General features: G+C 65.5%; 17 protein-coding genes and 1 tRNA gene. 4 read left to right on the forward strand and 14 right to left on the reverse strand.

The annotated features are described in order from the left end of the window. The first annotated feature begins 12 nt into the window (after positions 1-12). Positions 13-729 (forward strand): response regulator, encoded by a 717-nt coding sequence (locus MFF62_RS17300; protein ID WP_238264343.1) that lies wholly within the window; start codon positions 13-15, stop codon positions 727-729. Positions 730-796: 67 nt separating this feature from the next. After that, positions 797-872 (forward strand) — tRNA-Phe (locus MFF62_RS17305). Between the two features lie 89 nt (positions 873-961). On the opposite strand, the gene MFF62_RS17310 is transcribed toward MFF62_RS17305, so the two are convergent. From MFF62_RS17310 to MFF62_RS17335, 6 genes are all read right to left on the reverse strand, one after another. Further along, positions 962-2,443: a dihydrolipoyl dehydrogenase family protein gene (locus MFF62_RS17310; RefSeq protein WP_238264344.1), complete on the reverse strand. Its 1,482-nt coding sequence runs from the start codon at positions 2,441-2,443 to the stop codon at positions 962-964. A gap of 77 nt (positions 2,444-2,520) precedes the next feature. Further along, on the reverse strand, positions 2,521-3,414 hold the full coding sequence (locus tag MFF62_RS17315; RefSeq protein WP_238264345.1) for a patatin-like phospholipase family protein: 894 nt from the start codon (positions 3,412-3,414) through the stop codon (positions 2,521-2,523). A 14-nt stretch (positions 3,415-3,428) separates the two neighbouring features. Further along, positions 3,429-3,845 carry a PaaI family thioesterase gene (locus tag MFF62_RS17320; protein ID WP_238264346.1) on the reverse strand — a complete coding sequence of 139 codons (417 nt, stop codon included), beginning with the start codon at positions 3,843-3,845 and terminating at the stop codon, positions 3,429-3,431. Between the two features lie 175 nt (positions 3,846-4,020). Next, positions 4,021-5,535, reverse strand: coding sequence for a tripartite tricarboxylate transporter permease (locus tag MFF62_RS17325; protein WP_238264347.1), 1,515 nt, complete (start codon positions 5,533-5,535; stop codon positions 4,021-4,023). A 27-nt stretch (positions 5,536-5,562) separates the two neighbouring features. Further along, on the reverse strand, positions 5,563-6,036 hold the full coding sequence (locus tag MFF62_RS17330) for a tripartite tricarboxylate transporter TctB family protein (protein ID WP_238264348.1): 474 nt from the start codon (positions 6,034-6,036) through the stop codon (positions 5,563-5,565). Positions 6,037-6,248: 212 nt separating this feature from the next. Continuing rightward, on the reverse strand, positions 6,249-7,217 hold the full coding sequence (locus MFF62_RS17335; RefSeq protein ID WP_238264349.1) for a Bug family tripartite tricarboxylate transporter substrate binding protein: 969 nt from the start codon (positions 7,215-7,217) through the stop codon (positions 6,249-6,251). Positions 7,218-7,667: 450 nt separating this feature from the next. Between MFF62_RS17335 and MFF62_RS17340 the strand changes: the two genes are divergently transcribed. Next, entirely contained in the window at positions 7,668-8,162 is a 495-nt protein-coding gene (locus MFF62_RS17340) for a hypothetical protein (protein ID WP_238264350.1), read from the forward strand. Positions 8,163-8,178: 16 nt separating this feature from the next. On the opposite strand, the gene MFF62_RS17345 is transcribed toward MFF62_RS17340, so the two are convergent. The 6 genes from MFF62_RS17345 to MFF62_RS17370 form a co-directional block, all read right to left on the reverse strand. Next, positions 8,179-9,945, reverse strand: coding sequence for a diguanylate cyclase (locus MFF62_RS17345; RefSeq protein ID WP_238264351.1), 1,767 nt, complete (start codon positions 9,943-9,945; stop codon positions 8,179-8,181). 176 nt (positions 9,946-10,121) lie between these two features. After that, positions 10,122-11,315, reverse strand: coding sequence for an MFS transporter (locus MFF62_RS17350; RefSeq protein WP_238264352.1), 1,194 nt, complete (start codon positions 11,313-11,315; stop codon positions 10,122-10,124). 117 nt (positions 11,316-11,432) lie between these two features. Beyond that, positions 11,433-12,605 carry a DNA polymerase IV gene (dinB, locus tag MFF62_RS17355; RefSeq protein ID WP_238264353.1) on the reverse strand — a complete coding sequence of 391 codons (1,173 nt, stop codon included), beginning with the start codon at positions 12,603-12,605 and terminating at the stop codon, positions 11,433-11,435. Between the two features lie 113 nt (positions 12,606-12,718). Then, entirely contained in the window at positions 12,719-13,630 is a 912-nt protein-coding gene (gene rarD, locus MFF62_RS17360) for an EamA family transporter RarD (RefSeq protein ID WP_238264354.1), read from the reverse strand. A 54-nt stretch (positions 13,631-13,684) separates the two neighbouring features. Then, positions 13,685-14,146, reverse strand: coding sequence for a hypothetical protein (locus tag MFF62_RS17365; protein WP_238264355.1), 462 nt, complete (start codon positions 14,144-14,146; stop codon positions 13,685-13,687). 145 nt (positions 14,147-14,291) lie between these two features. Further along, positions 14,292-15,431, reverse strand: a complete 1,140-nt coding sequence (locus MFF62_RS17370) for a TRAP transporter substrate-binding protein (RefSeq protein ID WP_238264356.1) — start codon at positions 15,429-15,431, stop codon at positions 14,292-14,294. 370 nt (positions 15,432-15,801) lie between these two features. Here MFF62_RS17370 and MFF62_RS17375 point away from each other — a divergent pair, with 370 nt between their 5' ends. Beyond that, entirely contained in the window at positions 15,802-17,529 is a 1,728-nt protein-coding gene (locus tag MFF62_RS17375; protein ID WP_238264357.1) for a carbohydrate porin, read from the forward strand. On the opposite strand, the gene MFF62_RS17380 is transcribed toward MFF62_RS17375, so the two are convergent. Together MFF62_RS17380 and MFF62_RS17385 are read right to left on the reverse strand one after the other, a co-directional pair. After that, complete coding sequence (locus tag MFF62_RS17380; RefSeq protein ID WP_238264358.1) at positions 17,513-18,247, reverse strand: aquaporin; 735 nt, start codon at positions 18,245-18,247, stop codon at positions 17,513-17,515. The genes MFF62_RS17375 and MFF62_RS17380 overlap by 17 nt on opposite strands. Before the next feature lie 195 nt (positions 18,248-18,442). Beyond that, positions 18,443-19,429: a DUF2272 domain-containing protein gene (locus MFF62_RS17385; protein ID WP_238264359.1), complete on the reverse strand. Its 987-nt coding sequence runs from the start codon at positions 19,427-19,429 to the stop codon at positions 18,443-18,445. Between the last annotated feature and the right edge of the window lie 180 nt (positions 19,430-19,609).

Below are 19,609 nucleotides of genomic sequence, written 5' to 3' on the forward strand. Positions count from 1 at the left end.
AAGAGGGGAAGTATGGCAACCATCCTCGTAGTCGATGACGAAATGGGAATCCGGGAACTGCTCTCGGAAATTCTCAGTGACGAAGGACATGTGGTCGAGCTTGCGGAAAACGCCCAGAAGGCGCGAGATTTCCGTGCGCAAGCCACGCCTGACCTGGTACTGCTCGATATCTGGATGCCGGATACCGATGGCGTAACGCTGCTCAAGGAGTGGTCGGCGCAGGGCTATCTGACGATGCCAGTCATCATGATGTCGGGGCACGCCACGATCGATACCGCGGTGGAAGCCACCAAGATCGGCGCGCTCAATTTCCTTGAGAAGCCCATCGCGCTGCAGAAGCTGCTGTCGGCCGTCGAAGCAGGGCTTGCCCGCGGCATCGAGCGTCCACGCAACGCACCCGCCACCGCCGCACCGCTGGCAACCACGGGCGCTCCGGAAGCCACGACAACTACCGCCACGCCGGCCGAGACACCCATTGAGGCCGTCACCAACGGCAGCCCGTCGCGCGGTGTCCCCGAAGGCGAGATGCAGTTCTCGTTCGACATGCCGCTGCGCGAAGCCCGCGACCTGTTCGAACGCGCGTATTTCGAGTACCACCTGCTGCGCGAGCACGGCAGCATGACGCGCGTGGCCGAAAAGACCGGCCTGGAACGCACCCACCTGTACCGCAAACTCAAGCAGCTCGGCGTGGAGCTGGGCCGCAACAAGCCAGAGCCCACCGAGCAGTAAGTGGCGGGGCGGTGACGCAGAAATTGCTTGACGACGTCCACTCCGCCGGATATAGTTTCGCTTCTTTGGCCCGGTAGCTCAGTCGGTAGAGCAGAGGATTGAAAATCCTTGTGTCGGCGGTTCGATTCCGTCCCAGGCCACCAGAATCAAGAAAACGGACGCTTTGGCGTCCGTTTTTGTTTTTGGGCTCTCCTTTAGCCCTCTCGGTGGCGTCGGCCACCGGTCACTCCCCCTACCCAAACAACTCCTCCGCCACCGTCGGATGCAGCGGCATCGTCGTCTTCAGGTGCGATGCCTTCACGCCTAGCCGCAGGGCCAGCGCTAGCGTCTGGACGATCTCGGGGGCGGCGCCGTCCATTAAGTGCACGCCCAGCACGCGGTCGTTGCGGGCGTTGAATACGATCTTGAATACTGACTGCGTCGGCATGCCGCCGAAGCGGTTTTCCAGCGATACGAAGCGCTTGATCTCGGTGCGTACGCGGTCAGTCTTGCCGTCGGCGGCTTCGATGGCCTGTTGCTCCGTCAGGCCGACGACGCCGATAGCCGGTTCGCAGAATACGGCTGTAGGGATGAAATCGAAATCGGCAAGGTCGCCGCGTCGGCCGAACAGGCGGTCCGCGAGCCAGCGGCCCTGGGCAACGGCCACCGGTGTCAGGTGTATGTTGCCGGCCATGCAATCGCCAATCGCATGCACCGACCTGACGTTGCTGCGGAACTGGCGATCCACCTTGATGGCGCCCTTCTTGTCGCGTTCCACGCCCAGCGCATCGAGGTTCAGGCCGTCGACGTTGGCCTTGCGGCCGATGGCCGCCAGTGCCGCCTGGGCGCGTACGGTCTGCGTGCGGCCGCGATTGTCTTCCTGCGTGTAGCACACGTCGAACGCGCCGTTCGACTGCGACACCATCGTGACTTCCGCGCGGAAATGAATGCGTATGCCCTTGGCCACGAGTGCCTCGGCGAGCGCGGCGGAGATGTCGTGGTCGAACTTCGGCAGCAGTCGGTCCTCGCGCACCAGCAGGTCCACCTTCACGCCGTAGCGTGACAGGATCGAGGCCATCTCCACGGCGATGTATCCGCCGCCGATCACGACGATGGAACCCGGCACGGTTTGCCACGTGAACACGTCATCGGAAGAACTGACCAGCTCGCCGCCGGGCACCGGCAGGTCGATGGGGCTCGCGCCCGTGGCGATCAGCGTCTTGCCGGCGCGGATCACCTCGTTGCCGACAACAATGTCTCCGACTTCATTGAACTGTGCCGTGCCATGCCAGATCTCGACACCGGCTTCGTTGAGCCGCTGCTTGTACGACGCATTGAGCCGCGCCACCTCGGCGTTCACGCGCACGATCGCGTCGCGCCAGTCTTCCTTGCCGCCGGTGTGCGACAGGCATGTGGACAAGATCGATGCCCATCCCGCGCCATAGGACAGCATCTTCTTCGGCACGCAGCCGCGATTGACGCAGGTGCCGCCAATGGCGTCACGCTCCACCAGGATCACCTTCGCACCGTGCGCGGCCGCCCGCCGCGCCGCGGCCACGCCGCCCGACCCCGCGCCGATGACGACGAAGTCGGCCTGTCGCCCCTTGGGTCGCACATCGCGCTTGCGTGGCACGCGTTCGACCACGGGTTCCGCGCTGGCCTCGCTGGCGCGGCGGCGCGGTTTCCTGGCCGGTGCCTGGTTGGCGATTTCGGTTGATGCCTGACGCTTTGTCATTCATGCCTCCTTGCCTGAGCGCGGCGCAATGGCCGCATGCCGAACGATCGACCGGCGCCGTGGTGGCGCGTTTTCCGCTATGACGCCGGCAAGAGATCCTGCTGGATCGCGGGCCATTCGCGCAAGAACGTTTCCGCGTCGCGCTGGCCCAGGTCATACGCATGCGTCATCGCTTCGGGACGGGTGTAGTCCCAGCTCGAAATCGGCACGCGTTGCGATGGTTGCAGATACAGGCGGCGCTGGCCGCCCGCCTCGATGATGAAGCGACGTGGCCGTGGATACATCCGCGTCACCAGTACCAGTACATTGCCCGGCGTGTCGTCCAGCGCGTCCACGGGCACGTTGTCGACCAGCCCGCCATCGAGCACCGCGCGCCCACCGCGTCGCAGCACCGGCGTGAACGGCGGCGTCGATGCCGACTGCAGCAGCAGGTCCGCCAGATCCTCGGGCGAGCGGCAATCTTGCGCGAGCACGAATTCCGGATGGAAGCCGAGCTTGCGGCCCAGCCGTGGATGCAGCGTCTTGAGCAGATGCTTGTCGATGTTGTACGCCAGCAGTCCCGCCGCCACGGCCAGCCGTGGACCCGTCCAGCGCGGAATATGGGCCACGCCGATGCGGATCTCCGGCGCCTGCTGCAGCCGGTGCAGGCGGTTGTTGCCGAACAGCGAGAGCAGGGCGGTGCGATAGATGCCGTAGTGCGGAAACACGCGCTCGCGGCGCAGCAGGTTGCCCCAATGAACATTGCGCGAATTATTCGCCAGCACCTCGCGGTAGTAGGCCATGGTCTCGCGCGAGTCATGCGCGTAGACCATGCACGCGGTGGCGGCGCCGGCCGAAATGCCGGCAATCACGCGCGGACGCAGTTGCAGTTCGGGCGCCACGGTATCCCACCAGCCGGCTTGCCACCAGCAGCGGTTTCCGCCGCCGGCGAAGACGATCTGGTCGAAGGGCTGGGGTACGGGAGCGGACATCGGCATCACGGCATTCAAAGCAGGGCGTAGGTCGTGGTGGCTTGTACGGCGAGCTTGCCATCCTGGCCGGTCAATTCGATCTCGCCGAACACCACGGTCTTGCCCAGGCGCAGCACGTTGGCGCGCACCAGCACGTCGCTGTCGATCACGGGGCGCATGAAGTTGGTGGTCAGCGTGACCGTGGTCATCGGACGGAATTCACCGAGTGCGGCCGAGATCGCAACGATCATTGCCGTGTCCGCCGCCGACATCAGCACCTGGCCGCACACCACGCCACCGGCGTGGCGGAAAGCTTCCTGGAACGGCAGGCAAAGCGTGACGCCATCGGCATCGACGGCGTGGGCCCGCAAGCCAAGCTGACGCACCCAGGGGGCCAGCACGCGTTCTAGCGTGGCGTCGATGTCGGCTACGGTGAAGGAATTGGCAGGCACGTCCCGGTCTCCTCGGCGCGCATTTGTTTGCGCCAATGATACAGGGGTGGGACGGTTATGATTTTCTGGGGGTGGGGCGGGGGAGTGATTGCGGAGCCGATGTCGCGTTTTGAGGCGCTGGCCCTCTCCCCCGGCCGCTCTCCCGCGTGGCGGGAGAGGGGAGGAACCGGCGGAGTTATGCGGCGTTGTCGGCTTCGGCGCGTGCGCTGGAGCGGTTGGCATGCCAGCGCAGCAGGCGCGGGATCACCACCACGCCCACCGTCATGGCCAGGATCGTGGCCGAGATCGGCTGCTTGACAAACAGGCTCCAGTCGCCCTGGCCAATCGACAGCGCATTGCGCAGTTGCTTCTCGGCGATCGGACCCAGGATCAGGCCGACGATCACCGGCGCGGTGGGAAAGTCGAAGCGGCGCATCGCCATGCCCAGCAGGCCGATCACGAACAGCAGCAGCAGGTCGAACCACGACTGGCGGATGCCATACGCACCGAGGCCGGCGAAGATCAGGATGCCGCCATAGAGCAGCGGGGTCGGCACGCGCAGCATGCGCACCCACAGCCCGATCGCGGGCAGGTTCAGCACCAGCAGCATCACGTTGCCGATGTACAGCGACGCCAGCAGACCCCAGACCAGGTCGCCCGATGTCTGGAACAGCATCGGACCCGGCTGCAGGTTGTAGTTCTGGAATGCCGCCAGCAGGATGGCCGTGGTGTTCGAGGTGGGGATACCCAGCGTCAGCAGCGGGGCCAGCGTCGCGGTCACCGCGGCGTTGTTGGCGGCCTCGGGGCCGGCCACACCTTCGATGGCGCCCACCTTGCCGAATTCTTCCTTGTGGTTGGACAGCTTCTTCTCGGTGGCGTACGACAGGAACGTCGGAATCTCGGCACCGCCGGCCGGGATCAGGCCGAACGGAAAGCCGATGAACGTGCCGCGAATCCACGCCGGGATCGATCGCTTCCAGTCCGAGCGGTTCATGTGCACCGAACTGAGCTTGTTGAACGTGCCGTCTGGCTGCGGGAAGAACGCGTTGAACAGCGCCTCGCCCACCGCGAACAGGCCCACGGCCACCACGACGATATCCACGCCGTCGTAGAGCTCCTGCACGTTCATCGAGTAGCGCGTCTGGCCCGACAGCGAGTCCATGCCGATCAGGCCGATGCCCAGGCCCAGGAACAGGGCGGTCATGCCACGCAGCAGCGACGAACCGAGCACGGCCGACACGGTCGTGAAGGCCAGCAGCATGATCATGAAATACTCGCCCGGGCCGAACTGCAGCGCCACGTCGGCCGCCACCGGTGCGAACATCGACAGCAGCACCGTGGCGATCGTGCCGGCCACGAACGAGCCGATTGCGGCGGTGGCCAGCGCGGGGCCTGCACGGCCGTTCTTGGCCATCAGGTTGCCTTCCATCGCGGTGACCATCGTCGACGACTCGCCGGGCGTGTTCATCAGGATCGATGTGGTCGAGCCACCGTACATCGCACCGTAGTAGATGCCGGCGAACATGATCAGCGCAGCGGTGGGTTCCACCTTGGCCGTCAGCGGCAGCAGCATCGCCACGGTCAGGGCCGGCCCGATGCCTGGCAGCACGCCGATGGCGGTGCCAAGGAAGCAGCCCACCAGGGCCCACATCAGGTTGATTGGCGTGATGGCCACGGCAAAGCCGTGCATCAGTTGGTTCAGGGTATCCATGTCAGTACCTCCCGTGGGGCATTGGGATCAGAAGCCCGCGACGGGCAGCAGAGGCAAATTGATGCCAAGCAGGAAATCGAACAGTGCCCACATCGGCACCGTCAGCAGCAGGCCGATCAGCGCATCGCGCACGATACGGCGGCTGCCATAGCCGCGCGCCACGCACACCATCATCAGCGTGGACGAGAACACGAAGCCCAGCGTGCCGATCAGCGCCATGTTGGCAATCAGCCCGAGCGCCACCCACAGGAAACCCTTGAAGTTGTGCGGAGCCGCTGGCAGCTCGGCATCTTCCTCGGGCATGTTCCTGAAGCCGCCGCGCAGCCCTTGCCACAGCAGCAGCGCGCCGCACACGGCCAGGCCGATGGCGACCAGCGTGGGCACGAAGCGTGGCGACAGGCCGGCATAGCCCTCGTCGCCCGAAATGCCCGGTATGCCGGCGAAGAAGAATACGGACACCGCCAGGACGGCGACGCCGATGGAGACGTGGGATGGCTTCATGGTGGGGCTCTCGGATGATCCTGCCCACCCGCGCGGTCACGGGGCCCGGTGACGATATAGGTATGTTTTTCGGTGTCACGCAGGTGGCGGCACCGGTGCCCCGTGCCGTCCTCCACACCACCGGATCAGGCCGGCGGCGGGGCGGGAGACGACAGGTTGAAACTGATTTGCCCGGGGCTTGCCTGACGACTGCCCGGGCCGATACTTGCTACTTACTTCGCCACGCCCAGTTCGCGCAGCGTCGCGCCCAGGCGCGCGGATTCCGCATCGACGAACTTGCCGAACTCGTCGCCGGTCAGCAGGAACGGCGTCCAGTCGTTCTTCTGCAGCGCGTCCTTCCAGACCTTGTTCTCGGTGCCCTTCACCACGGCGTCGATCAGCGCCTTGCGCTGGTCGGCGGTGATGCCGGGCGCGCCGTACACGCCGCGCCAGTTGTAGATCTCCACGTTGATACCCTGTTCCTTCAGCGTCGGGATATCGGCGGTGCGGTCCTTCGACGTCACGGCCAGCGCGCGCATCTTGCCGGTCTTGATGAACGGCAGGAATTCGGAGACGCCGGCGATGCCCACGGTCACATGACCGCCGAGAATCGACGCCGAGGCCTCGCCGCCGCCCTGGAACGGCACGTAGTTGATCTTCTTCGGATCCACGCCGATGTCCTTGGCGATCAGGCCGGCCAGGATGTGGTCGATCGAACCCTTCGAGCCACCGCCCCAGCTGACGCTGCCCGGATTGGCCTTGAGCTGCGTGGTCAGGTCCTTCATGGACTTGATCGGCGAGCTGGCCGGTACCGTGATGACCATCGTGTCGGCGAACAGGCGTGCGATCGGCGTGGCGTTCTTGAGCGTCACCGGCGGATGGTTGGTCTCGATGGCGCCCACCATCACCGCACCGGTCACGATCATCGCGTTGGGGTTGCCCTTGTCGGTGTTCACGAACTGCGTGAGGCCGATGGTGCCACCCGCGCCGCCCTTGTTGTCGTAGGACGCCGTCTTGGCCGTGCCGGCAGCCACCATGGCCGCGCCGATCGAGCGGCCGGTCTGGTCGTAGCCGCCGCCGGGGTTGGCGCCGATCATCACCTTGAGGCTGTCGACGGCATAGGCGGGGGCAGCCACCACTGCTGCGGCCAGTGCGGCCGAAGCGGCGAAGACATGGGTAAAGCGGGCAAGCGTGCGAGGCATCGCGTGTCTCCTGTCTTATTGGAATGTTTTGGGTGTGCGTTCGAATCTGGCTGCGGTCTCCGGACCATGCAGGTACAGCAACCAGCCATGGCACGGATTCTAGAAGCGCGAAACTGTCAAAACCCTGTCAAAACGACAGCTTCTGCGTCGGGGTTTACGTGGTGTTGTCTGCTTTGTCTGCCGTGGCGCACGTCGGGCACGCTGTCGTTTTTTGGCATCGACAGGGGCGCCAGATCTGATCTGCACATCTTTGACTTGGCGCACGTCTGACATCTCACTACGATTGACCTCGGTTGCCTGCCGCACAGACTTCGGCGCGGACAGGCCAGCCGGCAGTGCAATGACATGGACCGTCGCACAACGATGCGACGGCCAGTTCGGGAATTTTTTGGGAAGTTTTTTCGGGTAGTTTGGGTGCAGCAGACAAATAAGATGTCTCAGGGGTCAATCATGGATACAACGATCAAGGCGTCGGACGGCTGGCCGCCGGAATTCGAGGCAGGGGCCGATCGCGGCCTGTGGAAGAGCACGGTCGCCGCCGCCAACCAGGCGCTGGAAGCGGCCAAGGGCATGCAGGCGGCAGTGGGGCAGACGCTCAAGCTGCAGCACAAGATCATGGCGTTGCGCGACGAACTGCATCGCGCCGAAGCCGAGCGCGACATGTACCGCGACCTGCATGCGCGCACCGTCGACGAACTCAATCACACGCTCGACCTGAGTCCCGCCGAATGGCAGCGCCTGCGTGCCGACAACGAGACGCTGCAGATTCGCCATCGGGCCTACAAGCTGCTGGTACAGCATTACGCGCGCGCCGGCATGGCGATCGATCCCGCCACGTTTGCCGAGCAGCGCAGCCGCGTGCAGCAACACATCCTGTTCCAGCGCCGCAAGGGCATTCCGGTGTCGGTCATCACGGCCGACGACATCGCTTTCCTGTTGCGTTAAGCGTCCGAGGAGTCGGTCATGAACTGCCTTGTCCCGGGATTGGCGGCGCCGCAGTATTGCCGTCCGGCGCATCAGCCGCGTGCACCTGGTTTCGACCCGCTTGCTTGGCGGCATATAGACGGCGGTCGGCCGTCGCCAACATGGCGTCGAGTGTCGGGCAATCGTCGGTCACGGCTTCTGCGACGCCAATCGATACAGTGAAGCGAATGCGTCCGTCGCCCGCCCCGGGCGGCGGCGCATCGGCCGCGGGTTCCACCAACGCGGCCTGCACAGCCACGCGCAGCCGCTCGGCCGTCGTCGTGGCATCGGCCAGCGAGGTGCCGGGCAGCAGCACCGCGAATTCCTCGCCGCCAAGCCGCGCGGGCAGATCGATCTCGCGCAGGTTGCCACGCAGCACGGCGGCCAGTGCCACCAGTACGTTGTCGCCGCTGGCATGGCCCCAGGTGTCGTTCACACGCTTGAAGAAATCGATGTCGACCATCAGCATCGACATCGGCCCGCCATCGCGCCGGCGCCGGCCCGATTCCTTGCGGAACTGCTCGCCAAAATGCCGGCGATTGGCCAGCTTCGTGAGCGGGTCGGTATCGGCCAGCATCTGCAGCTTGGCGCCTGCGGCCAGGTAGTGGCCGAACAGCAGCGTCACCACGCGCAGCGTGACGAACATCAGCAGCGGCAGCCCCAGCCAGATGGCCAGCAGCGGCGCGCTGGTGCGCTGGAGAATGGCAAGCAGCAGGTCGCCATCGCTGAGCGTATCGACCAGCAGCCAGTTGCCCTGCTGTCCCACGCGCTGGAAGAACAGATACTCCCCGCCCACGTGGCGCATGCCCTCGCCGGCCTTGAACAGGTCCGGCAGCGAGACGCTGCGCCATTTGGGCCCGACATGGTCGGGCCAGCGCAGATCCACGCGGACGTTGTGCTGGTTTGACGCGATGATGACGCCATGCCGGTCCAGCAGGTATCGCGAGTACGTGTCGTCGGGCGATCCGATCAGCTCGCGCAGGCGCGGCAGTTCGACATCGAGCGCCACCACGCCCCGGAACCGCTGCGCCACGTAAAGCGGAATCGCCAGCGTGGTGCGTTTCTGGGTGCTTTCGAACTGTGTATAGACTGGCGTCCAGCGAATCTCGCGCGAGACGTCGCGGTCGGGCAGCATGTCACGGTAGTAGGCGATGTCGTTGAAGCGGCGAATCAGCGCGGGCGCCTTCTCGGGTGCCATCGTGGGGTAGGTCACGTACAGGCCGTTGCTCGAGATGAAGCTGACATTGCCCTCGGCGCTCGATCCGTCGCTGCGGTGACTGAGGCCCAGCAGGTGGCTGAGCTGCTTGGCCGCGTACAGGTCGGCGCGCAGGTCGGCATCGCGGCGCTCGAAGCCGCTCAGGTTCTTGAGCGTATCGGGAGACACGCCCACCACCGGGGCGTCGCCCAGCGGTACCGGCATCTGCCAGATGGGCTCGTTGCGCGCCAGGAACGCCTGTTCGATCGCCGGATCGGTCTGGGCCTCGCCGCGCTCCTGGATCGTGATCAGTTGCTGCGCGTAGTCGCGCAAGAAGACCAGCTTGAAGCGTTCGGCGGAAAACACCGCTTCCACGCCCAGCGCGCGCAATGCCAGTTCGTGCTGGCGCGAATACAGCACGCGTTCGCGCAGCAGGTACAGGTCCCGCACGCCGACGATGAACATCAGCACCATGGCGATGGCAAATCCCACCACCACTACCCGCTGCGGGTGCATGAGCGCTGCACGCGGCAGCCAGCGCGGCCCCGGCAGCATCTTGCGCCATGACATCGAAGGTCTCCCCGGCAAGGCCCGCCCGTGGGGCGGACAGTGCGACGACTATCCTGCGACTTCGCTCGCCGTCTCGTCGGTATCGGCCGGCACAGTGTAGAACAGCCACGAGACGCTAGCTATCCCGGCCGCCTGACGCATGTCAGGCGCACCGGCGCCGGGCCGTATATCGCTAATCAGTGACGCTCGGTACGGAAGTAGAGCAGGGCCACGGCCGGCAGCGCAAAGCCGATCCAGCTCGCCAGCGGCCAGCCGCCGCGCGCATAGGCCCAGGCGCCGGCCGTCGACCCGATCGCACCGCCTACGAAGAAGATGGCCATGTACAGGCCGTTGAGCCGGCTGCGATGGTGGTCTGACAGCGACAGGATCGCGCGCTGGCCGATCACGAGGTTGGTCGATACCGCGAAGTCCAGCAGGATGGCCGCAACGGTCAGAGACAGCAACGACAGCAGCGACCCCTCGTCACCCAGGCGGCTCAGCAGGAACGAACCCGCGCCCAGCGCCAGGGCCAGCGCGGTCATCTGCCGGGTGTGCCCACGGTCGGCATAGCGGCCTGCCATGGGCGCGGCAATCGCGCCCACCACGCCAACCAGCGCGAAGATGGCAATGCCGGTCTGCGACATCCGGAATGCGGGGCCGGCCAGGTACAGCGGCGTGGTGGTCCAGAACAGGCTGAAGACACCGAACATCGCGGCCTGGTACGCCGCGCGGCGGCGCAGTATTGGCTGGGTACGCAGCAGATGGCCCATCGAGCGGAGCATCTCGGCGTAGTGCAGACCAGGCGCCGGATGCCGCTGCGGCAGCTTGCTGGCCAGCACGATGCCAAGCAGCACCATGGCCACGGCCGATGCGGCAAAAATCGCATGCCAGCCGAACAGGCTGGACACCAGGCTCGATACCGGGCGCGCCAGCATGATGCCCATCAGCAGTCCGCTGGTGACGTTGCCCACCGCGCGTCCGCGCGCGTGCTCGGGCGCCAGGTGCGCCGCGAACGGCACCAGCACCTGCACGGCCACCGAGCACAGCCCGATCGCGCAGCCTGCAATCAGGAATACGCTGGCGTGCGTAGCCAGTGCCGCGGCCAGCAGGGCCACCGCGCAGCCGCCTACCAGCACCAGCACGAGCCGGCGGTTTTCGACGATGTCACCCAGCGGCACCAGCAGCAGCAGCCCCAGGCAATAGCCGATCTGCACCAGCGTCACGATCAGGCCGGCGATTTCCGGCGACAGCTGCAACGCGTGCGCGATCGGTCCGATCAGCGGCTGCGCGTAGTACAGGTTGGCGACGATCATGCCGGCGGCCACGGCCAGCAAGGGCGTGATCCAGGCGGCGGGCGCGGCGGCGCGTTGGGCGGAGGAGGTGGTGGTCATGGGGCGGAAGCGGGGGCAGGGCGCTTATCGGTCGACGCCCATGGAAGCGGCCGATTCTACCGGGAGCTAGATAGGGACGTTTGGCGCAGGGGCATTGCCGCGCCAGGTGCCCGGCGCTCAGCCTTCCGGATCGTCGTCGAAATGAAACTCTTCCTGCACCGGCGCCGGATCGTCACCCTGTTCGGCGGCCGGCAGCAGGGCGCTGACCCGGACCCCGAGCAGCCGGATACGCCGCTCCAGTGGAATGCGCTTCAGGCATTCGGTGGCGCCGCGCCGAATCGCCGCGCCATCTGCGGTATGGGCGGTCATCGTCAGATCGCGCGTGACCGTGCGAAAGTCGTCAAAGCGCAGCTTGATGCCCACCGTGCGACCCACATAGCCTTTGCGCCGCAGGTCGTCGGCCACGCGCATGCAAAGCTTCGTGAATTGCTCGGACAGCACCGGCCGGTCGGCGCGCGGGTGCAGGTCGCGCTCGAACGTGGTTTCGCGGCTCATCGACTTGGGCTCGGAGCTGACCACCACCTGGCGCTCGTCGCGGCCTTGCGCCACTTCCACCAGCCAGCCGGCATAGTTGCGGCCAAAATGGGCCTGCAGCAGCGCCAGGTCGGCTTCGGCCAGGTCACCCACGGTATCGATGCCGATGGCCTGCAGCTTCTCGGCCGCCTTCGGCCCGATGCCGTTGACCTTGCGGGCCGGCAGCGGCCAGATGCGCGTGGGGATGTCGGCCGGCGTCAGGATGGTCAGGCCATTCGGCTTGTCGAGCTCGGAGCCGATCTTGGCCAGCAGCTTGTTCGGCGCCACGCAAATCGAGCAGGTAAGCCCCGTGGCCTCATGGACCGCAGCCTTGATACGGCCCGCCACATCGTGCGGCTCGCCCTCGATATCAGTCATATCGATATATATCTCATCGATACCACGGTCTTCTATTTGTCCCGTGAATTCTCTGACGGCTGCCTTGAACAGTCCCGAGTAGCGGCGGTACGCGTCGAAGTCGGTCGGCAGCAGGAAGGCATCGGGTGCCAGCTTGGCAGCCTTCATCATGCCCATGGCCGAGAACACGCCCAGGGCCCGAGCCTCGTAGGTCGACGTGGTCACCACGCCCCGGCCCACGTAGTCGCGCAGCCTGGCGTAGCGCCGCGAGCCATCGGGCAGGACTTCCGGCACGGCGTTCCGGCCGCCACCAATCACCACGGCATGGCCGCGCAGATCGGGGTAGCGCAGCAATTCCACCGACGCGTAGAACGCGTCCATGTCGAGATGGGCAATGCGCCGGGCGCCGGTGGGAGACATAAAAGAGGAAAGGGCGTCTTGATACTGTACAAACGTACAGTATAGTGCGGCGCCCTGAATTACGAAACAGGCACCGGATCGTCTAGATTATTCCCTGTAAAAATAATCATCCGTCAAATTTCCGCAGTTTCATTTTTCGTATCGATGACTCGCTTCTGCGCCAGGTGGCTGACCAGCAAACCCTCCACCGCATAGATCGCCAGCGAGATCCAGATCAGCGCATAGCCGATCTGCTTCTGTGCCGGGAACGGCTCGTGATAGAGCCAGATGCCGAGAATCAGCTGGATGGTCGGCCCGGCGTACTGGAGCAGGCCCAGCAGCGACAGCGGAATCCGGCGGGCACCGGCCGCGAAGAACAGCAGCGGCACAGCGGTGACCGGACCGGCGAGCAGCAGCAGGATCTGCGTACCCGTCGCTGCGCTGCGCGTGGTGTCCTGGCCAGTCATGACCAGGAACCCCAGGGCCGCTGCAGCCACAGGGAACAGGATCAGCGTTTCCAGCGACAGGCCTTCCAGCGCCCCCAACGCGCCGGTCTTGCGCAGCAGGCCGTAGCCACCGAACGACGCCGCCAGCCCCAGTGCGATCCAAGGCAGTTGCCCCGCCGACCAGGTCAGCCAGAGCACCCCGGCGGCGGCGATGGCAATCGACACCCACTGCACCGGGCGCAGCCGCTCGTGCAGCAGCAATACGCCCAGCAGCACGCTGAACAGCGGGTTGATGAAGTACCCCAGGCTGGCATCGACCACCCGGTCGGCCGAGACCGCCCAGATATAGAGGAACCAGTTGCAGCACAGCAGTCCCGCGCTGGCCGCGAAGTTCAGGATCAGCCGTGGATTGGCCGCCACCTCGCGCAGCCAGCCAAAATGGCGCCGCCACAGCAGGATCGCACCCAGGAATACCAGCGACCACACCATGCGGTGGAGCAGGATTTCCAGCGGCGCCACGCCATGCAGGGATTTGATATAGAGGGGCAGCAGCCCCCAGATGATGTACGCCAGGAGCGCGTAGAGAATGCCGAGTTGCATTGGGAATTTTCCCGGGTAGATGTCCGGTTGTGGGGCGGATTCTACCGGCAACGGCTAATCGGGGTTCGGGGTGTCCCTCGTATCGAATCGGGCTGTCAGTTCGAGCTTCCTGGGTAACTGCCCTGGGCCGTTATCCATATAGACGACATTCCTGAACCGGTAGACGCGGCCGCTCAGTGCCAGCACGACCCGGCCGCCTTCCATCCGCACCGAAGCTTCCTGGTTGTCGGCCATCAGCACAGGGTCCTGCCGCGAGAGGGCCTTGACCAGATCGGCGCCAGCAGTCCCGTCCGTGCCGCTCGTCAGGTAGGAGCGATAGACCGACGATGTGGTGGCGTTGCCGCCTTGCCACTCCGTCACATAGAGATGCAGATCGTCGGCCAGACGCCACTCGGCCACGAGCCGGCTGTCTGCGGCGACACGGGTATCGGAAGTCAGATACCGCTCCAGGCCCGCGCCGCCCAACGTCAGCGCTAACAGAACGGTAACGGCCAGGTGGATATGCTTGATGCCCATTCAACGCGCGGACAGTTTCAACCGCCCAACAGAATAGGAGTCCGCGAGCTACCCTGTCCTGACGCTGCGCAAACAAAAACACCCTGCGACCCGAAGGCCGCAGGGTGTTCCAGTCAGATCCCGCGCCGCGATGGCGGCGATTCGCTTACAGCTTGCGTGCGAAGCTGTACTGCGAGAAGGCCTGCTCGGCCACGTTGAACCAGGCGGCCTCGTTGTTGCGGAATACGCGCCAGTCGTCGAAGATCTTCTTGAACGATGCGTTCTTGGCGCTTTCCTCGGCGTACGCGTCCTGCGTGGCCTTGAAGCACGCGTCCATGATCTCCTTCGAGAACGGACGCAGCTTCACGCCGTTTTCCAGCAGACGGGCCAGCGCCTGCGGGTTCACGGTGTCGTACTTGGCCATCATGTTCGTGTGGGCCTCGATGGTGGCCGTTTCCAGCGCGCGCTTGTACAGCTGCGGCAGCTTGTCGTACTCGGGTTGCGATGCGTAGAACGACAGCTGCGCGCTGCCTTCCCACCAGCCCGGGTAGTAGTAGTACGGGGCCACCTTGTAGAAGCCGAGCTTTTCGTCGTCGTACGGACCCACCCATTCAGCGGCGTCGATCGTGCCCTTTTCCAGCGCGGGGTAGATGTCGCCGCCAGCGATCTGCTGCGGCACCACGCCCAGGCGCGACAGCACCACGCCGGCAAACCCGGCCACGCGGTACTTCAGGCCTTGCAGGTCGGCCACGGTCTTGATTTCCTTGCGGAACCAGCCGCCCATCTGGGCGCAGGTGTTGCCGCCCATGAAGTTGACGACGTTGTATTCCTTGAAGAACTCGCGCATCAGCTTCATGCCGTTGCCCTGCATCATCCAGGCGTTCTGCTGGCGTGCGGTCAGGCCGAACGGAATCGTCGTGTCGAAGCACAGCGTCGGGTTCTTGCCAAAGTAGTAGTAGCCGGCCGTGTGGCCGATCTGCACGGTCTGGTTCTGCACGGCGTCCAGCACCTGCAGCCCCGGCACGATTTCACCGGCGGCAAACACCTTGATGTTGAACTTGCCGTCCGTCAGTTCCTTCACACGCTGGCTCAGCAGTTCGGCCGCGCCGTAGATGGTGTCCAGCGACTTCGGGAAGCTCGACGCCAGGCGCCATTCCACGGCCGGGTTGCTGCCGATCACCGCGGGCGCGCCCGGGGCGCTGGCCGACGCGGCGGGGGCGGCGGGCTTGTCTTCCTTGCCGCAGGCTGCAAGCGCACCGGTGGCTGCTACAGCCGAAGCCTTCAACAGGAAGGAACGACGTTCCATGGAAATCTCCTCTATTTATAGATATGTATGCGGGACTGCCTTGCAACCGCCATTGCAACCGCTATGTGCCGTGCGAAAGACAGGTCGGACGATTATAGCGGTGGCGTTTTGCGCACGGCTTTCCCGCGGGATGGGGGTTTTCGCTAGGCTTTAGGCACTTCCGCAACGGTTTTGGCCCGAGACCGGCGGGCGCGCCAAAAGGGTGCCAAACGGCGCCTGGAAGGTTTCGCAATGTGGGAATTCACACGCTTTTCCAACGCTTTGTGACGATCCGGCGGGATTTTGTAACCCGGCTTGCGGTCCAAAAGTTCGCCTGATAAAAACTGAGCCCTCCCCTCCGGAGTTTGTCCACGCCGGCCCTGTTGTTTCCATGCTGCAATCCGTTCTGCCTCCCTCTCGCCCGTTCGCCCGTCGCCGCCTCGTCTTTGCCGTCCTGGCCGCCTGGGGGGTGGGCGCCTGCGCGCAGGCCGGCAATTCGGTAGTGCCGCCGCCCCTGATCGCGGAAAGCGCGACCCAGCATGTCACCTCGGCCGTGGCCGCCGGCGCCGTACCTGCCACTGCACCTGCCGCCGTACCTGCCGCTGCCGCCACTGATCCGCTGGCTGACCTGATCCAGTCGGCCTCCGCCGCCGACGCAGCCGAAACCAGGGCAGCCGCACCTGCCGCCAATGCCGTGGCTTCCCAGACACCCGAGGCCGGTCCGGCCAACGCAGACGGCGCCACAACGGTCGCCCAGGTGCCGGTCGATGCCAACCCGGATTTCGTCGGCCCGCCCGATTCGCTGGCGCCGCCGCCTCCGCCACCCCCGCCCGTGGTGCTGTTCCCCCATCGTCTTGGCGAATTCCCAGCCATGCAGGCTGCGCCGCAACCGACCGCCCGCAGCACAGAAGATGCCGATATCGCGCAGGAAACTCCGTCCGACGCACCGCCCGTGCTGCGTTCGCAGTTGCCGGCCGACGACCTGGCCGGGGAATCGGTGTGGCGCCTGGGCTATAGCGGCCGCGCCGCCGTGGAAGACCGCTCGGGCACCCAGCGGGCCTGCCCCGGGGGCGGCACGCCGTCGGCCGGGTTTGGCCAGGGGCTGGCATGTACCAGTTCGGGCGAGGTCAAGATTCGCGAATCGGTGGCCGACATCGGCGGTGGCGCGCATGTCCAGCTCGTGGCCCAGGCCAAGGGCACCAACGCCACGTCGGTCAACGGCAATGCTGCTGCAGTGGATCCGTACGCACTGGTACCGAACTTCTATACGTCGGTCAGCGGGCTGTCCGGCATGTCCGTGCTCGATGGCGCCAGCGTCTGGGCCGGGCGCCGCGACAGCAATCCGTTCCTGATGTCGTCGGGCCTGCTGCCGCCGAACTCGTCGTCAATGCGTTTCGGTGTCGACAACGCCAAAGTCGGCGATTTCGGACTGAGTTATCAATACACCGCGCGTAACGACGTAAATGGCGCCAAGCTTCCCAGCTATCACTCGGTGCTGACCGCCCCGATCGACACCAACGACAAGGGTTCGGTACGGGTTGGCTTCACGCGCGTCGAGCCGCTGTCGCAAATCGAGGACACCGGCAGCGCCTGGTGGGCATCGGCCATGCACGAGCAGAAGGGCGTGCTGTTTGGCACCAACCGGCTGGGCGTGCAGTACGGGCAGGGGTCGCGCATGGCCATGACCGGTTATTCGGGCATGGGCAACGACCTGTCACGTGTGCGCGTGTCGGAATCGATGGAGTGGAAGGGCCGCTCGGGCCTGGCGGGTTCGGTGGAATCGAGCCTGCAGCTGGACCGCTCCGGCATTGGCACGCTGCAATGGGCCGCCACGCGCGTGCGCCCGGCCTTCGTGGCCAACGACCAGTTCAAGCTGAGCTTTGAAGTGGCGCACGACCAGATCTCGTCAGGGTTTGGCGTCGGTGGCCAGCGCACCGCGTTCACCGTGGCGCCGACGCTGACGCTCGGCAAGTCCACCGGCAACGCCAATCTGCGCGCGTTCTACACCTACAGCCGCGCCAACGACGTGGACGGCATCACGTTCGCCGCGCCGGCTGACGCGTGGTCATCGCAAACCAGCGGCTCGATCTTCGGCGTCCAGCTCAATCGACGCTGGTAAGCCGGGCGCGGCCTTTCCATCGGGGTGCGGCGGTGGCCGGCGTAGTCCGTGCCAAAGGCCGGCACAGCCAGTGGAATACCAGCGTGGCATTCATCGCACCAAATATCTGAGCCAGAATAAACGCAGGAATATCGATCATACGAATACCCGTGAACGTATCGGTCAGCGCGCAGGCCAGGGTCAGGGCCGGGTTTGCGAATGACGTCGACGACGTGAACCAGTAGCCGGCAGTGATATACGAGGCGACCACGGCCGGCACCAGCGCCGGGCGATAGCGTCCCGTGGCCATGGCCAGCCCGATCAGCCCGAACGTCGCCAGGCACTCACTCCACCACATGGGGGCGCCAGTGCGCGCCTGGGTCGACATCGTCAGTGCCGGCAGGCCGAACATCGCATGCGCTGCCATGACGCCCAGCACTGCGCCCGTGAACTGCACCAGCACATAGCCCAAGGCCTCACGCGCCGACAGCCGCCCCTGCACCAGGTGCGACAGGCTGACCACGGGGTTGAAATGCCCGCCCGATACCGGACCCAGCGACACGAGCAGCGCCACCAGGCCAGTTCCCGTGGCCAGCGCGTTGCAGAGCAGGGCCAGCGCGGTGTCGCCGGCCGCCAGCCGCTCGGCGCGGATGCCCGAACCCACCACGATCGCCACCAGCAAGGCCGTACCCAGTGCTTCGGCCAACAGCCGGCGCGGCAGCGTCGGGGCAGCCATCATGGGGTCGGACGTCGGAACGGACGTCGGAACGGCGCTCGCCGGCGTGCGCGGCGCGGATGAAGCAGGGGAGGGAGCTGCGGCAGACATGCGGAAAACTCATGAAAAGCGTGTCGCGCAGTGTTCCGTGCCGGGGGAATCCCCGTCAATGCAACGGGGCGATGTTGAGAAACTACCGCCGGTAACGAATCGAACGGATTACTGCAAGTCGTTACGCATGATCAGCAGCCACGGCATGTGCGAGTTCGTGAAGCCGTCGAGCTGGCCGGCGTCGTTGAGGTCGATCACATCCATCGACACCGATTGCTGGACATTGCCGCCGATGGCCTTGACCACGCCGGCGGCACGGTCCACTTCCACCACGATGTCGCAATGCATCGGCGTCGTGCCGAAACCGATCTCGGCAGGATCCGACAGGTATTTGTCGCGCCCGCGGCCGGCACAGATCATGTCGCCAGGACGCGGCACGCCCGGCACCGGTTCGACGTGGAACGCAGGGCGCTGCAGGATGCCGTCGCGCGCATCCACCACGTACATCGAATGGGACTGGCCGGTCAGGAACTGGGCGTTATCGAGCCCGGCGTGGCGCATGACCCAGGAAATGAACACCGCCGACCATGCCCAGGCACCCTGCGTGACCTGGCGGCAGTCGGGCGCTTCGCCCACGATGCCCCAGTAGCGCTGGGCCATCCGGCAGCCCTGTGCCGTGGCCTCCATGCCGGTGCCGTCGGGAAAGCGCAGGCAGCTTGCGTCGCCGTCGTCGTCCATGTCGACGTCCGCCGACGGCTGCGCGGCCTGTCCGTTGGCACCAAACCCAATGGCTTGCTCGGGCGGTACGGGGGCCGGCAGCGGGCTCTGGGTCACGCAGGCGGAATCGTCGCGGCCGATGTGCACGACCTGGCTGCCCCACTTGCGCCATTCCTGCAGGGCAATATCGACGATGCGTTCACGCGGCGTGGCGCCAGGGGGAGTGTTCACACGCCCGTAGTCGGGCAAGGGCACCGCCTGCGGACGCGCGGTACGGGGCGGCGATGTGCTGCAACCGCACAGGACGGCAAGCGCCACAGCCCCCACCAGGATCTGCCAGCCGCGCGTGCGCGCCTGTGGAGAATGCTGTGGAAGTTTGTGTGGAAAGCGCTGTGAATAAAGCTGTGGAAATCTGCGCTGGGGCAAGGGATGCGACATGTCAGGCTCGTGAATCCTGATTTCGCGCAAGGCCTTGATCAGCCAAGCGTGGATGACATTTTCGCGCGGTTGCGGCAGCCCTGTGAAGTGGCCCTGCCGGCTGTGCGATTCTCCACGCAGAGCTGCGGGAAAAATGGTGTGGATAACGTCCCCGCGCGCTGCGCACCGGCGCCGCTTTTC

This window comes from Cupriavidus pauculus, from assembly GCF_022179805.1.
In the GTDB taxonomy this organism is placed as follows: domain Bacteria; phylum Pseudomonadota; class Gammaproteobacteria; order Burkholderiales; family Burkholderiaceae; genus Cupriavidus; species Cupriavidus pauculus_E.